This window comes from Streptomyces umbrinus, assembly GCF_030817415.1.
In the GTDB taxonomy this organism is placed as follows: domain Bacteria; phylum Actinomycetota; class Actinomycetes; order Streptomycetales; family Streptomycetaceae; genus Streptomyces; species Streptomyces umbrinus_A.
The window spans coordinates 6,872,420-6,886,868 of the sequence record NZ_JAUSZI010000002.1 but is presented as its reverse complement, the minus strand read 5'-3'; the positions used below and the strand labels follow the sequence as shown (position 1 = coordinate 6,886,868).

14 protein-coding genes are annotated in these 14,449 nt (G+C 68.0%); 2 read left to right on the top strand and 12 right to left on the bottom strand.

The genetic code is table 11. The features are described 5' to 3' along the window. Positions 1 to 53 precede the first annotated feature (53 nt). Positions 54 to 389, top strand: coding sequence for a hypothetical protein (locus QF035_RS30450; protein ID WP_307523698.1), 336 nt, complete (start codon positions 54 to 56; stop codon positions 387 to 389). 97 nt (positions 390 to 486) lie between these two features. Here the strand turns inward: QF035_RS30450 and QF035_RS30445 are convergent, their stop codons facing one another. The 9 genes from QF035_RS30445 to QF035_RS30405 form a co-directional block, all read right to left on the bottom strand. Continuing rightward, a complete protein-coding gene (locus tag QF035_RS30445) occupies positions 487 to 966 on the bottom strand; it encodes a pilus assembly protein TadG-related protein (RefSeq protein WP_307531540.1) in 480 nt (159 codons plus the stop codon). A gap of 20 nt (positions 967 to 986) precedes the next feature. Further along, positions 987 to 1,442 carry a TadE family protein gene (locus QF035_RS30440; RefSeq protein ID WP_307523697.1) on the bottom strand — a complete coding sequence of 152 codons (456 nt, stop codon included), beginning with the start codon at positions 1,440 to 1,442 and terminating at the stop codon, positions 987 to 989. Beyond that, positions 1,443 to 1,823, bottom strand: coding sequence for a TadE family protein (locus QF035_RS30435; protein ID WP_269651866.1), 381 nt, complete (start codon positions 1,821 to 1,823; stop codon positions 1,443 to 1,445). A 112-nt stretch (positions 1,824 to 1,935) separates the two neighbouring features. Next, positions 1,936 to 2,187, bottom strand: coding sequence for a hypothetical protein (locus QF035_RS30430; protein ID WP_055610899.1), 252 nt, complete (start codon positions 2,185 to 2,187; stop codon positions 1,936 to 1,938). 73 nt (positions 2,188 to 2,260) lie between these two features. Further along, positions 2,261 to 3,187 (bottom strand): type II secretion system F family protein, encoded by a 927-nt coding sequence (locus QF035_RS30425; RefSeq protein WP_307523696.1) that lies wholly within the window; start codon positions 3,185 to 3,187, stop codon positions 2,261 to 2,263. After that, on the bottom strand, positions 3,184 to 4,137 hold the full coding sequence (locus QF035_RS30420; RefSeq protein WP_307531537.1) for a type II secretion system F family protein: 954 nt from the start codon (positions 4,135 to 4,137) through the stop codon (positions 3,184 to 3,186). The genes QF035_RS30425 and QF035_RS30420 overlap by 4 nt, the downstream gene beginning before the upstream one ends. 31 nt (positions 4,138 to 4,168) lie before the next feature. After that, entirely contained in the window at positions 4,169 to 5,482 is a 1,314-nt protein-coding gene (locus QF035_RS30415; RefSeq protein WP_143643498.1) for a CpaF family protein, read from the bottom strand. A gap of 43 nt (positions 5,483 to 5,525) precedes the next feature. Continuing rightward, on the bottom strand, positions 5,526 to 6,380 hold the full coding sequence (locus tag QF035_RS30410) for a hypothetical protein (RefSeq protein ID WP_307523695.1): 855 nt from the start codon (positions 6,378 to 6,380) through the stop codon (positions 5,526 to 5,528). 23 nt (positions 6,381 to 6,403) lie between these two features. Continuing rightward, a complete protein-coding gene (locus tag QF035_RS30405; RefSeq protein WP_307523694.1) occupies positions 6,404 to 7,123 on the bottom strand; it encodes a hypothetical protein in 720 nt (239 codons plus the stop codon). Between the two features lie 449 nt (positions 7,124 to 7,572). Here QF035_RS30405 and QF035_RS30400 point away from each other — a divergent pair, with 449 nt between their 5' ends. Then, positions 7,573 to 8,298 (top strand): hypothetical protein, encoded by a 726-nt coding sequence (locus tag QF035_RS30400; RefSeq protein WP_307523693.1) that lies wholly within the window; start codon positions 7,573 to 7,575, stop codon positions 8,296 to 8,298. A gap of 158 nt (positions 8,299 to 8,456) precedes the next feature. Here QF035_RS30400 and QF035_RS30395 read toward each other — a convergent pair whose 3' ends face one another. From QF035_RS30395 to QF035_RS30385, 3 genes are all read right to left on the bottom strand, one after another. Then, a complete protein-coding gene (locus tag QF035_RS30395; protein WP_307523692.1) occupies positions 8,457 to 8,966 on the bottom strand; it encodes a hypothetical protein in 510 nt (169 codons plus the stop codon). Then, positions 8,963 to 13,621, bottom strand: coding sequence for a DUF6531 domain-containing protein (locus QF035_RS30390; protein WP_307523691.1), 4,659 nt, complete (start codon positions 13,619 to 13,621; stop codon positions 8,963 to 8,965). The genes QF035_RS30395 and QF035_RS30390 overlap by 4 nt, the downstream gene beginning before the upstream one ends. A gap of 140 nt (positions 13,622 to 13,761) precedes the next feature. After that, positions 13,762 to 14,409: a hypothetical protein gene (locus tag QF035_RS30385; RefSeq protein WP_307523690.1), complete on the bottom strand. Its 648-nt coding sequence runs from the start codon at positions 14,407 to 14,409 to the stop codon at positions 13,762 to 13,764. Positions 14,410 to 14,449 lie beyond the last annotated feature (40 nt).

Sequence of the window (14,449 nt, the reverse complement as noted above, 5' to 3'; positions counted from 1 at the left end):
TCACTTGCACAGGCACAAGCCGCCGAGGCACGGACACCACAGGGGGAACGCACATGGGCAAGCCCGACCTCGCGCTGCCGCTCAGTGAGCTGGAGGACTACGGCACCCGGCTGCGTGACATCAAGACGCGGATGAACCACACCAAGAAGCTCTTCGAGTCCTACAAGGACGACATCGGCGACGGCGGCGTCTACGACAAGCTGGAGGACTTCGAGTCCAACTGGGAGGACGGCCGCGAGGACATCAACCAGCAGCTCGACGCGCTGGCCCAGATGTCCGAGGCGATCGTCCGGGAGTTCAAGAAGCTGGACGACGACCTGGCCAAGCAGGTCTCCGAGGGCGTGAAGTCCGACGGCAAGGGCGGCAAGGAGGGCGGCGGCGGCAAGTAGGCCGTCCCGCCCGCGTGGGCGAGCGCCCGAGCCTCAGCCGGCCTCGCCACCCACGCCGTCGGCCCGCCTCGTCGGCCGACCCCGTCGGCCCACTCCGTCAGCCGACCTCGTTCTCGGCAACCGCCCGCCCCCGGACGGTCACGTCCCCGCCGTAGAACATCCCCGTGAAGACCGGCGAGTACGTGAGCTGGACCTCCACCTCGACCTCGTCGGCGTTGGCGGCGACGCAGTGGGTGGCGGCGATGTCCGCGCCGGTCATGCCCATTTCCTGGGCGAAGGCCTTGACCCGGGCGCCGCAGTTCTCGAAGAGGATGGGGGCGCCGCCGCCGTCGTTCTCGTACAGCTCCTCCAGGTCCACGTCCTGGGCGGCGTAGCGGGCGGCCTGTTCCGCGATGTCGGCGGCGCGCTCGCGCTTGGAGATGGACAGGCCGCCGTCGATGACGAAGGCCGACAGCGACAGGAACACGAGCGCGAAGATGATCACCGCTCCGGCGCCCGACCCCCGGTCGTCGAGGCGTGCGCGGCGTGCGTCCGTCCAGGAGCGTACGGCTCCTGCGACGCGTCCGGCCGTATCCATCAGCACCCCCATCCGCCCCGTCACGCCTTCCTCTTGAAAGGGTCCAGCGGCGAGGTGAACGACGCCGTCAGCCGGGTCGGGACATCCAGGCCGAGCATGGCCAGGCCGCGTACCTCGCAGCTGACCTCGACCGTGAACAGGTCGGCGTCCTCGAAACCGGCGCTCGTCTTGTTCACCGTCACCGCGCCGGAGCAGACGTCCGCCAGGTCGGCGTCCGCCGCCTTCTGCGCCTCCGCCATCGCCGAGGCCACATCCCGCTGGAGCGACCCGGATCGAGCCGCGTCCCTGGCCGCCCCGTCGATCGCCCCTCGTCCGTCCACCAGTTGTCCGAAAGCCACCAGCACCAGGATGAAGAGGATCATCACCGGCGCCAGGATCACCACCTCGACGGTGGACAGCCCACGGTCGCCGCCACCGCGGCTGCCACGAACGGCCAGGACCAGGGCCAGAACCCGGCGGCGTACGAGAGCGCGCATCTAGTTCCCGTCCTCCTCGACGAACCGCTCCACCGGCCCCACCGACTGCGCGTGCACCGTGAGGTCCAGCCCGGGGAACACCGACGGCACCTTCGCCGTGATCTCCACGCCCACCGTGTTCTGCTCCGGCTGGAGCATCTCCACGTTCGGGGAGAGCACCAACTGCGGCCCCAACTGCGCGATGTAGCTGTCGACGACGTCCCGTGCCTCGCCCCGCCAAGCGCCCGGCTGTTCGTCGGCAGTCGCGCGGGCCTTGCGGGCGCCGGCCTGGGCCGCCGCCTGGGCGACGTGGTCGGCGAAGAAGTACAGCGCGAACTGCACGGTGGCGAAGATCATGAAGAAGAGCACGGGCGTGAGCAGCACGAACTCGATCGCGGTCATGCCGGAGTCGCCGCGGGTGGAGGCGGCCTCCACCCGGCGGCGTACCCAGCGTCGTACGCTCACCAGTTACCCCGTATGAGAGATATGAGAGAGAAGACAGTCGGAAGCGGAATCAGCAGGTGCTGCCCGCGTCCGCGCCCTTGATGCAGTCGCCGACCTTGTTGGCGCCGTCGCTCAGCGCGGCGTTGATGATCGCGGCGACCACACCGACGATCGCCACGACGACCGCCGAGATGATGACCCACTCCACCGCGGACGCACCACGGTCGAGCTCGCCGGAGCGGGCACGCTGCACCCGCCCCTGGAGGAAGGTGATCAGGAAGTCCACCCCCGGGATCCCGGTGCTGAAGTTCCGTCCGTTCATGGTGAGTTGTCCTCTCAAGACAGTTCTCGAGTCATTTCAGAGCAGTTCGAGGATGCAGTTGTCGGTGCCGGAGTCAGACCTGGAACACACGCATCGCCGCCGGGAAGATCAGGAAGACGAGGAAGCCCGCGCAGAGCAGCAGCTGCGCGACGAGCATCGACTGGGACTTCTCGCCCGCGCTGCCCTCGATCTCGGCGAGTTCGCGGTGCCGCATCGTCTCGGCCCGGGAGGCGAGCGACTCGCGCACCTTCGCGCCGTCGTCCGCGACCAGCGCCAACGAGGCGGAGAGGTCCTTCAGTTCCTCCACCCCCAGGTCCTCGCCCAGCGAGCCGAGCGCCTGCCACTGGCTGATGCCGGTGATCCGGGCGTCCGCGAGCGCATTACGGATGCGCTGCGTGGCCCAGCCGTCGGAGACCTCGGCGGCGGCCATCAGGGCCTCCGGGAGACCCCGGCCGCCCGCGAGGCTCATCGACACGAGGTCCAGATACGCGCCGATCACGCGCCGCAGGTCCCGTCGCTTCTCCGCCGCGTCCCTGCGAACTTCCAGGTCCGGCAGGAAGAAGAAGATGGTCGCGAACATCAGCGCGAGCCAGACCGGGATGACGGGGCTGCTGCCGAAGCCGAGCGTCCAGACCACGGCGAACATGAACGGGCCGAAGAACAGCCCCGCCGCCGCCAGCAGCACCTTCGTCGCGAGGAAGTTCTCCCAACTCCGGTCCAGCACGGCCAGATCGGCCCGCAGTGACCGCAGCTCCCAGCCCTGCTGCATGTAGAACTCGGAGACGCGCGCGCCGACTCCGGCCCGTACGGTCCCGATCCGCCCCGCGTCGGCGGTGCGGTGCGAGGACTCGTACGCCGCTCCCCGCGCCCGCATCGCGTCGATGCGCGCGACCTGCGAGACCGCGCTGCGCTTGGACGGCATCAGGGCGCGGACGAGGGCGTAGATGCCCAGGCCCAGGACGGCGCCGACCACGACGGGCATGGTCAGGGTCGAGTTCATCGGCGTACCCCCTCCTCCGGCAACGACTGGGGCTGAGACGGCGTGGGCGACGACGTACGGGGACGCACGAACTGGACCGACGCCTCGTCCCGGACCAGGAAGCGTTCCGGCGTCTCGATGGTCGAGAGCTTGCGCAGCCATACGAAGCCGAGCGCGAACAGGCCGCAGACACAGGCGAGTACGAGCTGGCCGACCGCCGTGCCGTACGGCTCGACGAATTCGCGGTTGAAGATCGACAGGCCGAGCACGAAGGCGACCGAGACGGCGACGACGATCTGTACGGAGCGACGGGTCGAAGCGCGCTGTGCCATGACCCTCTGCCGCATGTCGACCTCTTCGCGCGCCGACTTGGCCAGCGCGCCCAGGACCTGCCGCAGACCCGGTCCGCGCAGCCGCGCGTTGAGGATCAGGGCGGCCACGATGATGTCGGCGGACGCGTCGTCGATCTCGTCGGCGAGCTGCTGCAGGGCTTCCGGCAGCGGCGTACGGGAGCGGAGGCGGTCGACGAGGGCGTCGAGGTGCGGGCGCAGGACCGGTGCCGCGGCGCGTGCGGAGGCGGGGATGGCCTGCTCCAGGCCGACCGCGCCCGCGATGGTGTCGCGCAGCGACTCGGTCCAGGAGGCGAGGGCCTCCACGCGGCGCATGGCGGACTTCTCCTCGGAGGCGCCGCCGAAGAGCTTGTCCCAGAAGAAGACGAGGACGGCGGTCGCGATTCCGGCGACGGCCCACCGTGTGAGCAGCAGGACGACGATGCCGGCGCCGGCCGCGATCGAACCGCGCCGGCCGGCGAACCGTACGAGCTCGGAGGCCCGTTCGCTCGCCTTCTGCTTCTCGTGCTCGGGCTTGGCGGGCAGTCCGCGGACCGCGACGGCGAACAGCGCGAGACCGCCGCCGACGGCGATGCCGCACGCGAGCGCGTACAGGACGGTGGTCGAGAACAGCCCGCCCATGGAGCCGAGTCCGTCGAGATTCATGGTCAGCTCACCCCCAGTTCCCGCCGCCGGGCAGGCGATAGCCGTGCTGGATCAGGTCTTCGAGGCAGGCGAGAGGCGCGTGCGGCACGATCCGGCCGTCCGCCGCCTCGGCGAACACCTCGCTGGACAGGACGCGCCCGTCGACGCCGTTGACCTCTCGGATGGAGGTGACCATGCGCTGGAGTCGGCCGCCCGTCTGGTAGTTGTTGCGCCGCTGGACGAAGACGACGAAGTTCACCGCGCCCGCGACGAGCATCTGGCTGGCCTCGATGGGCAGCCGCTCGGTGGCCTGGAGCGCGTACGTGGAAATACGGTTGAAGACCTCGCTGGAGCTGTTGGCGTGGATCGTGGACAGCGAGCCGTCGTTGCCCTGGGACATCGCGTTCAGCATGGTCACGATCTCGTCGCCGAGGACCTCACCGACGATGACGCGCGAGGGGTTCATTCGCAGCGACCGCCGGACCAGCTCCGCCATCGAAATGGTGCCCTGGCCCTCGGAGTTGGGCAGCCGCTCCTCGAACGCCACGACGTTCGGGTGCAGATCGGCGAACTGGTCGAGGCCGAGCTCCAGGGCGCGCTCGACGGTGATGAGGCGCTCGTGCGGCGGGATCTCGTTGGCGAGCGCCCGAAGGAGCGTCGTCTTACCGGCGTTGGTCGCGCCCGCGATCATGATGTTCTTGCGGGCTCGGACGGCGCAGGCGAGGAAGTGCCCGATGTCGGGGGTGAGCGTGCCGTTGCCGACGAGGTCGGACATGAAGACCTTGCCCATACGCGCACGACGGATGGAGAGCGCCGGGCGCCGGGTCACGTCCATGACGGCGGACAGTCGGGACCCGTCCGGCAGCCGCAGGTCGAGCTGCGGGTTCGCGGAGTCGAACGGCCGGGAGGAGAGACCGGAGTACGCGCCGAGGATCTGGATCAGCTCGATGAGCTCCTCGTCGGTCTCGGCGACGGGATCGCCCTTCTCCTCCCGCCCGTCCGAGTAGCCGACGAAGACCTGGTCGTACCCGTTGATGTCGATGTTCTCGACCTCGGGATTGTCCAGCAGGGGCTGCAGACGCCCGACGCCGAAGAGCGCGGCGTGCACGGCGGCCGCGTACTGCTCCTCGGTCTCCGCGTCCAGCGGCGTACGCCCGGAGTTGATCTCCGTACGGGCGTACTCCTCCAGTATCTGGGCTATCACCGCACGGGCGTAGTGCCGCTCGTCCTCGTTGGACATTGGCGTGACGCCGGAGACCTGGTCGAGCCGGCGCTGCTCGGCGATACGGTCACCGGCCTCCTGCCGGAACCGCTTGACCAGCTGGTGGTCGACGGCGGTCATCGCCCGCCCCCCGCTGCCGCCCTACGCGTGTACGTCCCCGCCGTCATCGGCCCGCTCCGGCGGTGGGCTGACCGTTCGGACCGCCGGCCGCCGGTACGGCCCAGGCCGCGCCGAACTGCTGGTAGAGGTCCGAGGTCACCTTGCGCGCCGAGCGGATGAGCAGCGACTTGTCGAGCCGTCCGCGCTTGCGGCCGGCCAACTGGTCGGCGCCTGCCGGGTCTTCGGCGATCGTGCCGACGACGCGGGCGCCGGTCTGCGCGGCCACCAGCATGTCGTTGACCTGGTGGACGAGCTTGCCGGACTCGCCCGGGTCGGTGATGAGGACGACCCCGATGAGGGGTGTGCCGAGAGCGGCCGCACCGCGCGCTCCGCCGTGCAGCTTGGCGCTGAGGGTGGCGGCCCGGTCGCGTACGCGCGCGATGGCCTCCGGCTCGGTGCGGGAGATGAGGAGTACGAGGGCCGCCTGCGAGAACATCTCGACGGCCGGGGTGTCTCCGCTGATCCGTCCGCAGTCCGCGATGACGTCGGCGGGCGCGTGCGGGGAGTCGGCGAGCTGCGCGAAGGCCCGGCCGAGCGTGGGCCACAGCCCCGCGAGCCCGGCCGCCTGCTCGGCGTTCCCGAGCCCGACGAGCACTTCGAGCCCACCGCTCAACGGCTGTACGTGGTCCCAGAGTTGATCCGGTACGAGGCCACGGCGGGCGGTGGCGGCGATGGACAGCATGCCGGTGTTCGGGTTCAGCGGCCCGCCGTGCGCGGCGGCACTGCGGTACACGAGGTCGCCGCCGGCCGGGTCGGTCTCGGCGAGCAGCACCCTGCGGGGCCAGACGGCGGCGAGGGCGACGGCCGCCGTGGTGACACCGGGGGAACCTTTGTCGGCGGCTAGGGCGATGAGGGCCATGGTGTGTGTGACTCTCTTCGCCGCTAGTTGCCGGGGACCTTGACGAGGGCGACCTGGTTCGCCGCGGCGGCGCGGGCCAGCGCGGCAGCATCGCTCTCGTCGACGGTCACCGTGTAACGCTTGTTGGTGCTGCTGATGGTGGTGTCGCTCGTGGTCGGGGGCACGGTGTTGACTCGCGCGTCGGAGACGATCGGAGTACTGCCGCTGCCCGCGGCACCGGTGCCCGTCTCGTCGTCCGTGTTCGAGGAACTGGTGTTGCCGACCTGGTAGGCGGCCACGAGGTCGCCCGGCTCGATGCCCTCGGGGTACTGCCCCTCCTTGAGGGAGAGACCGACGACGGCCTTGCCTGCCGGGAGGCTGGCCTCGGTGCCGAACATCTCGCCGATGACGAGGGTGCCCTTGTAGATCGTGGACTTGGCCTTGAGGTTCTTCAGAGTCTTGAGCTGGGACCACCGGACGTAGTTGATCCCCGCGTCGTCCGCGACCAGCACCGACTCCACATGGCCGCCGACGGGCTGGCCCGCCTGGATGTCGGCCGTCACCTTGACGACCTCGACACGGTCGCCGGCGCGCAGCACCAGCATGGTCGCCCCGAGCGCACCCACGAGGATCAGCAGGACCGCGAGGGCGGCCAGCGCGGGTTTGCGCTCGCGAGGCGGCGAGGGAAGGCGCTCCCCCATCGTCGGCTGAACCGGCGCAGCGGAACGGTTGTTGCCCGCCCCCGTACGCTCCTGGATCTTCACGCAACCGCTCCCCGTACACCCAAGAAGGTTTCGTCATTCAGGACACTTGGAACACTTCGACCGCACCGGGCGTACCGCCCGACCTGGTCGAACAGCCATGGCCGGAATGAGTGTCAAGTCATCGCACCGTATCAGCAGCGCATAAGCCCCTCAAGGCGCGCCCATGGCCTCGAATCTCACACGCCCCGACGTTATCCACGCGCAACGCGGGGCGTTCGGTTCCCGGTCGAGGAAGGCCCTGCATACGGGGCCGCCACTGTGCACCAGCGAATCATCCACCCCTGCTCCGACGGGTGTTCGTCACGCTCCGTCCATCAGGTCTGCACTACTCGCTCACGGGGGTTGGGCAGGGGTGCCGCAGGCGCGTGGAAGGATCTCCAGCGATCTTCGGCCGCGCGGACGACGGCCCCATCCGTCACCTCGCGAAAACTCAAGGAGCCCTCCCCCACATGAAGCGATCCGCCCTCGCCGCCTCCGCGCTCTCCGTCGTCGTACTGACCGGACTGACCGCTTGCGGAGGCGGCGAATCGAAGACGGACGCGGCCGACAAGCCCGGGGCCGGAGCCACTGCCTCCCGGGCCGAGGAGGTGAGCCCGGCGGAACGTCTGGCGAAGATCGTGATCACGAAGGCCGACGTGGACGACCACGAAGTCAACGAGCCCTCCGCCGAGTTCGTCTTCGCCAAGTCACCGGATGAGGTGACCCTCGACAAGAAGGTGTGCGCCCCGCTGGCGTACGCGATGAACCAACTCCCGCTCGGCGAAGCCCAGGCCGACCTCACGCGCGCCGTCTCGAAGGACGGCCTCAACAGCGGCTACACCTACGTCACGCTCACCACCTACGAGGACGGCGGAGCGGAGTCGGCCATGGCCGGCCTCTCCAAGGCGGTGGCCTCCTGCGGCGACGGCTTCACCGCCAAGTCGAAGAGCGGCACCAGCCCGTACGACTCGGTCACGGCGGAACCGACCACCAAGGCGGGCGACGAGTCCCTCGCCTTCAAGTCCACGATGACGGTCCTGGGCGCCACACACACGCTCCACTCGGCCGCCGTACGCCGCGACGACGTCATCGCCGTCTACTTCTCGGTGGACGGCAGGGCGATCGCGGAGTCACGGCCGAGCGATGTGAAGCTCGCGGCTGCCGTGATCGAGGCGCAGAACGCGAAGCTCGACTGATGCGCGCCGGCCCGAGCACGTACCGGCGCTCGGGCCAGCAGCAGTTGCACGCCGACCCACGGCAAGAAGGATCCGGACAAGCCCGCCGGCCCTGATCCAGGGCGCCGCACCGGGGGTTGGCGCGCTGCCGAGACGACCCGCGCGGTACCGGCATGGGTTCAGAGCCATTCGCCTTCATCTTCGGCTGCGTCACCCGTGCTGTATTCACGCAGCACCACGACAAGCTGCACCGGCGTCTCCGTGTCGTCGTGCTTGACTCCAGCCAGCAGGACCTTGCCCGAAATCCTCCATGCCTTGTTCTGGATGAAGTCCGCACCACCCGTCAGATCCTCGTCGGAGGTCTCCAGTCGGGCTCCGAGGGTTCCGGACTCGAGTTGGGACACGACACGAGGAAGTTCGGCGACAGCGGTGTCGTACAGCTCGTCCATGTACGTGTCGGGGTCCGGCCACTCCTCCTCGACCTCGCGGTACCAGAGCGTGAACTCCACTTCCACGGACGGCCCGTCACCCTGAATCCACGCGCTGGCGTCATCACGGCTCCAGGTGGTCGCCCATTCCTTCGCCGGATTCCTGCGCTCACCCGCCCAGCCGCGGTCGACGAGAACTGACTCCACGGCCTGCCCTGTGAGCTGTTCAAGGTCGGACAGCCGGCTCAATTCCTCACTCACGTCAACCATTTACTCATTCCGCTCATTCCGTTACCAGGCACGTGAAAGACCGCCAGTGTACCATTGGCGATTGCCTCCGGGAAGTTATTGCCGAGCACCTCTCGGAAGTGCGCAGCACCCGCGGCATTCGATATGGCATAACGGACGCCCTTTCCTCCGAGGCCGCCGTTCAACTCCAGGAGTTTGGCCGTCTGATCGGTTATCTTCTGCTCGTTGTAGAACTTGCTTTCAGGGTTGTAGGCGGACTTGGCCCACTCGCTCTCCCTGCCCCCGGTAAATTTGGCTTCCATTATCCAGCCGCTTGTCGGCCCGCCGTCCACGTGCACCGCACGACCGTCCGAGAGCTTCCAGATCTGTTCATAGTCCACGCCCGAGACCACACGCTGGTATCGGAACGACGGCCGCCCCAGCATCTTGTCCGTCAACCAGGCAAGCCCCTTGAAGGTGGGACAGGACTGGAGTCCCAGAGGGTCCGACCAGGTCAGCGGATTGACGACATACGCGTAGTGATCCGCCCCGGCCATGAGCCCCAGAGGATCGGGCGACACATAGCGGGCCGAGTACGGGTCGTAGTAGCGGAAGTGGTTGTAGTGAAGCTCGCTCTCCGCGTCGAAGTACTGTCCGGGAAACCGGAGAGGACATTCGTCGGCCGGCCGACCTGGATCCCGGAGTTCTCCCCACAGGTACGAACTGTTCTTCCAGGTCAGTTCGCCTTCGGGTGACAGTAGTTCGGTCGGGCTTCCGGCGAGATCGCTGACAATGAGCCGGAAGTGGCGATCCACCTCTTCCTGGGGCGCCTTTCGCATCCACTCACGCCGGTCCTGCGCGACCGGCCGGTGACTGTCGGGCGAATACTCCCAGGTGACGCTGGTGCGACGATCCGCTCCCCGCTCGCGTATCTCCTCCGCCAGACGGTTTCCGTCCCAGACGAAGAAGACCGCCTCGTCGACTCCGCCCGAAGGGTTCAGCCGCTCCTTGGATATCCGGCGTCCGAGCGGGTCGTACGCATAACGCCAGTACTCGCCGTCCGGAGTGAGCACATGCGTCAACCGGTCGTCGGCATCCCAGGTGTAGGACCAGCTCTTCCGGCCCCCGGAGAGGGTTCTCCTGGTACGGCGGACCACGCGCCCCTGGGCGTCGTACTCATAGGTGGTCCGATCGGCACGGGTCAGGCGGTTTCCGGAATAGGTGAACTGTTGCGAAGTCCCGCCGTCGCCCCCTTCGGCCGTCCTCCCGGAGGACGCCAGGTTTCCGGAGGCGTCGTAGGCGTAGTTCTCGGTCCAGGTTTCCGCGTGAACCGAAGTCACCCGGCCTGTGCCGTCCAACTCGTAGTGTGTGCCGCCGTCCTGGAACTCCGTCGTCCCCACCAGGCCTGCGGCACCGTGGAGGTACTCGCGGTCGATCACGGCAGCGGCGGAGGCACCTCGTTCCGAGCCGTCGCCCACGGCGGCGATCATCTGCCGACGGAGACGATGCGTCGTGTCCCAGCTCTGACGCACAGAGACCCTGTCGTCCAGCCGGAGCTCCGCCTCCCTGCCCGCCGCATCGTGCACGAAACTCAAGGCGTGCCCGAAGGCCGCCAGTTCACTTGGCAGGCCGTCGGCGTCGTAGGACCAGCGGCTCCGGGCTCCGGAGGGGGTCACTCGCGTCGTGCGCCGTCCGACCAGGTCGTAGGCGAAGGTGCTGGTCCGGCCGTTGACCGTCTCCTCGGTGACGCGCCCGTACTCGTCGTGCTCGAACGAGATCCGGGCACTGGGAGAGACCGCCTCCCTCAGCATTCCCGCATCGTCGTAGCGGAACACCGTGGTCGAGTCGCCGACCCGCTTCTGAACGACGTTGCCGTTCACGTCACGGAGGTATTCGATCTCCTCGCCGGCACCGTTGATCTGCATGGTGAGGCGGCCCACCTCATCGTGCACATAGCCGACGGACCGCGCGTTGAAGTCCTCTTCCCCCACCAGACGACCGACCTCGTCGTAGCCGTACTTCCAGGTGAGCCCCCGGTTGTTGGTGACCGTGGCGAGCCGCAGTTCGGTGTCGTAGTCGAACCTGAGTGTCCCGTTCAGGGAATCGCTCCTGGACACCAACAGGTCGAAATGCGAGTACTCCGACCTCGTCGTCGCCCCGGCAGGGTCGGTGTACATAAGGAGGTTTCCCTCCGCGTCCCAGCTCCAGGACTCCACACCGCCGTCCGGACCGACTCGCTGCCGTCTCTTTCCTTCCGTGGTCCACGAGATACGCGTGACGCCGCCCAGGGGATCCGTGGTCGCGGAGATCCGCCCGAAAGCGTCCCGAGAGTAATCCATTGCCGCGCCCGAGGAATTCATGACCCGTACGGGCAGTCCGACGGCATTCGCCTCGATGACCACTGTCGAACCCAACGGATCCGTTATCCCGGCAAGCGCGCCCTTTTGACCGTAGGCAAACCTGGTCACCGCGCCTCGGGGTTCGGTCACGGCAGTGCGGTTTCCGCGGTCGTCATATGCGTAGGTACGCCGAGCACCGTCCGCTCCGACCGTCACAACGGGAAGGTGCCAATCGTTGTACTCCGCGGTGGCCCGTCGACCGTCCGGCCCCACGATGGACGTGACGTTGCCCGCCTCGTCGTAGGTGTAGGCCGTCTCCCGTCCGACGGGATCAGTCTGCTTGAGCAGGCGGCCGTGAGGATCCCACTCGAGCGACTCCCGCCGCCCCAGGGCATCGGTCACACCGGTGAGCTGAAAGAGCTCGTTGTAGTCGTACCGGGTGTCGTGCCCGAGTGAGTCGGTGTACGTCGTCGTCCGCTGCCCGGGGTGGTAGGCGATCACACAGTCCAGGAACCCGTCGGCCCCCCGGCCCGCGACACAGCGGTCCTCGTCGTCGTACTCGAATCGGTACCAGCTGCCGTTGCGGTCGGTCCACGAGGTGATGCGTGCCTGATCGTCGTAAGTGAACCGGAACGGCAATCCCGAAGAATTGCGGATCTCAGTGAGATTCCGGTCGGCCGAATACCCGTAGCTCAAGAGCGCCGTCGCACCGCTCTCGTCCGCGTCGTCACGCAGCCGCAGACCGGTCACAAGACCGTCCGTCGTCTCGACGTCCACGTGATAACCGCCCGAGTGACGAACCCCGACCGGTGCTCCATCGGCGCTCCGCTCGAAGTCGACCCGATTCTCGTTGCGATCCGTCACCGCGGAAAGGGACATCGTGTAGGGCATGCCCGGGAGCGGTTCGGTAATCGCGGCGAAATGGCGCGTTACCCCGGTGGCCGGGTCACCGATGCGTAGCGTGCCACTGCCGGGACCATCCCATTCCAAGGGCCACCGTGGACCCTCCAGCGGCATGGTCGGTTCGTTCGGCCGGGGCGCGGGATAGGCCAGGATCATGCCGTCCTCTGCGGCGAACAGCACGCCCTGGCTGTCCAGTTCGACTCGCTCGTCCAGAGTGGACGTCCACGATGCCCCGAACCACCGGCCCTCTCGATAGCTGGAGATATGAGTACGCCGCAGGACAAGTGACAGCAGCCCGGGAAGCTCGACGTCCGTGTCGTACATGAGCATTTCACCGGTGACCATGTCGATGGGGTCACCCCCCGGGCAGCGCCCTGCGAGCGCCTTTGCCCTCTTGGCCAGGTCGCCCGCACCACCTCTGAGCGATTTCGCCAGACCCCGCAGGCCTTGCGCCATGCCTTTGAGGCCAATCTTGCCGAGCCCCTTGAGTCCCTTGGCCAGGCCGCCGAGAGTAGTCAGGCCCTTCATACCTGGGATGCAGTCCAGCGCGGCAAAGGCCACATCCAACAGGGAGGCTTGGCCCTTCATGTATTTGTTGAGGGTGTCGGCGAGGACGACGAGCGCGGCGATGAGGACGATCGCGCCGAGAATCGGCCCACCGATGATCATCGCGATAATGCCGAGTACGGCCACGACCACCTTGCAGACCGCGACGATGGTGTCCCAGTTGTCGACGAACCAGTCCCCGACCTCCTCGTACCACTTACGGTTCTGAATGCCCGCGTCGGACGCCTCGTCCAGCTTCCGCTTGGCATCCCCGGCGGCGTCCTCGCGCATCTTCCGCGCGTCTCCGGCCATCTTCTTCGCCGCGTCCAGCGCGTTCTGCGCGGTGGTGACGTCGGACTGGGCGGAGGTGTGGGCGTCCTTGGCGCTCTGCGCGTCGCGGGTGGCGGCGCGGACCTTGGACTCGTCCGGCTTCGGCACGTCCTTGCCCGCCGACCCCGGGTCGTCCTTGTACTTGTCGGCCTCTTTGTTGGCGCGGGTCACCCATGAATCGGCGGACGAGAGACGGGACTTGGCGGAGGAGAGATCGGCCTGCGCCTCCCGCCCCTGGGCCAGCGCCTTGTCCGCGAGGGCCTGCGCGCGTTCCAACTGCGGCCAGTACGCCGCGAGCGCGTCCCCGGCCAGGTCGTACGACTTCTTGAGCTTCTTCAGGTTCTTCGGGACGCCGGAGAACTCGTCCCGGAACACATCGGCGGTCTTGCCCACCATCGCCAGGACGGCATCCTCATCCGCCATGCCCTTCACCAGCCGCAGAGCGTCCTGCACGTCGTCGGCGAAGTCGTGCAGGTTCTTCGCCAAGGACTTGACCCGGTCCGGATCCCCCGGCGTCGGATCCTTCTCCAGGTCCAGCACATGCCAGTCCGTCGGCCGATAACCCGCCACGCCGCAACCCCCGTCACGCCAACCCCGTCAACCACACATACGCACAAGTGAAGTTACTGGGTACGGGCGTTCGATGGAAAGGTCACGATGGCGACGGGGGCGGCTGCACGGTTACGACTGCCCCCCGCCGCCCCGCTCCGCTACTCCGCGAAGCGGAACGTCGACGTGATCGCGTCGAAGATGTCGAAGAACGAGTCGGCGAGGTCGAGCACCTGGCTGCTGCCCGCGACGAGGGCGACCTTGCCCTCCTGCCCCGGGACGGGGATGAACGTTTGCATGAGCACGGCGCGGATGGTGCGCTTGAGTGCGTCGTCGGGTACGGGGATGTCCTCGATGCCGTACGTCCGCGCGGCCGTGCCGACGCCCGGGATGTCGACGGTCGTGACCTTCCGCCACGCGTCGCCCTCCTTCTTGGCCTCGCGCACGGCGAGCTGGCTCGCGATGACCTGCGGGTCGGTGGAGAGGGGCTCGCCGGCCTGCGTACGCCCGCCGACGAGCGAGACGGTGATCGAGCCGGTGATGGGAGTGTCGCCGCCGAAGCTCTCGGCCATGCAGCCGCAGTACAGCGCGCCCGACTTCCAGGCGTCCGCCGCGGCCTTCCGGAGGAAGGCGGTGTACGTGTCCTTGTACTTGGCCAACTCCGGCTGCTGCCCCACCCGTTCGGCCACCATGCGCCGGATCGAGTCGTCCCGCGACTCGGGCCGCACGTCGAACTCCCACCACGACTCCGGAACCTTGATCCGGAAGCCGCCGCGCTCGATGGTGAGCGTCTCCATGTAGCGGGCCATGTGGTTGATCTCCCCCGGTTCCGAAACGGACTGATGTGCG

Bases quoted from the DNA above. Each gene is read 5' to 3' on its own strand.
- QF035_RS30450 (WP_307523698.1), top strand. From the start codon at position 54: ATGGGCAAGCCCGACCTCGCGCTGCCGCTCAGTGAGCTGGAGGACTAC.
- QF035_RS30445 (WP_307531540.1), bottom strand. From the start codon at position 966: ATGGATACGGCCGGACGCGTCGCAGGAGCCGTACGCTCCTGGACGGAC.
- QF035_RS30440 (WP_307523697.1), bottom strand. From the start codon at position 1,442: ATGCGCGCTCTCGTACGCCGCCGGGTTCTGGCCCTGGTCCTGGCCGTT.
- QF035_RS30435 (WP_269651866.1), bottom strand. From the start codon at position 1,823: ATGACCGCGATCGAGTTCGTGCTGCTCACGCCCGTGCTCTTCTTCATG.
- QF035_RS30430 (WP_055610899.1), bottom strand. From the start codon at position 2,187: ATGAACGGACGGAACTTCAGCACCGGGATCCCGGGGGTGGACTTCCTG.
- QF035_RS30425 (WP_307523696.1), bottom strand. From the start codon at position 3,187: ATGAACTCGACCCTGACCATGCCCGTCGTGGTCGGCGCCGTCCTGGGC.
- QF035_RS30420 (WP_307531537.1), bottom strand. From the start codon at position 4,137: ATGGGCGGGCTGTTCTCGACCACCGTCCTGTACGCGCTCGCGTGCGGC.
- QF035_RS30415 (WP_143643498.1), bottom strand. From the start codon at position 5,482: ATGACCGCCGTCGACCACCAGCTGGTCAAGCGGTTCCGGCAGGAGGCC.
- QF035_RS30410 (WP_307523695.1), bottom strand. From the start codon at position 6,380: ATGGCCCTCATCGCCCTAGCCGCCGACAAAGGTTCCCCCGGTGTCACC.
- QF035_RS30400 (WP_307523693.1), top strand. From the start codon at position 7,573: ATGAAGCGATCCGCCCTCGCCGCCTCCGCGCTCTCCGTCGTCGTACTG.
- QF035_RS30385 (WP_307523690.1), bottom strand. From the start codon at position 14,409: ATGGCCCGCTACATGGAGACGCTCACCATCGAGCGCGGCGGCTTCCGG.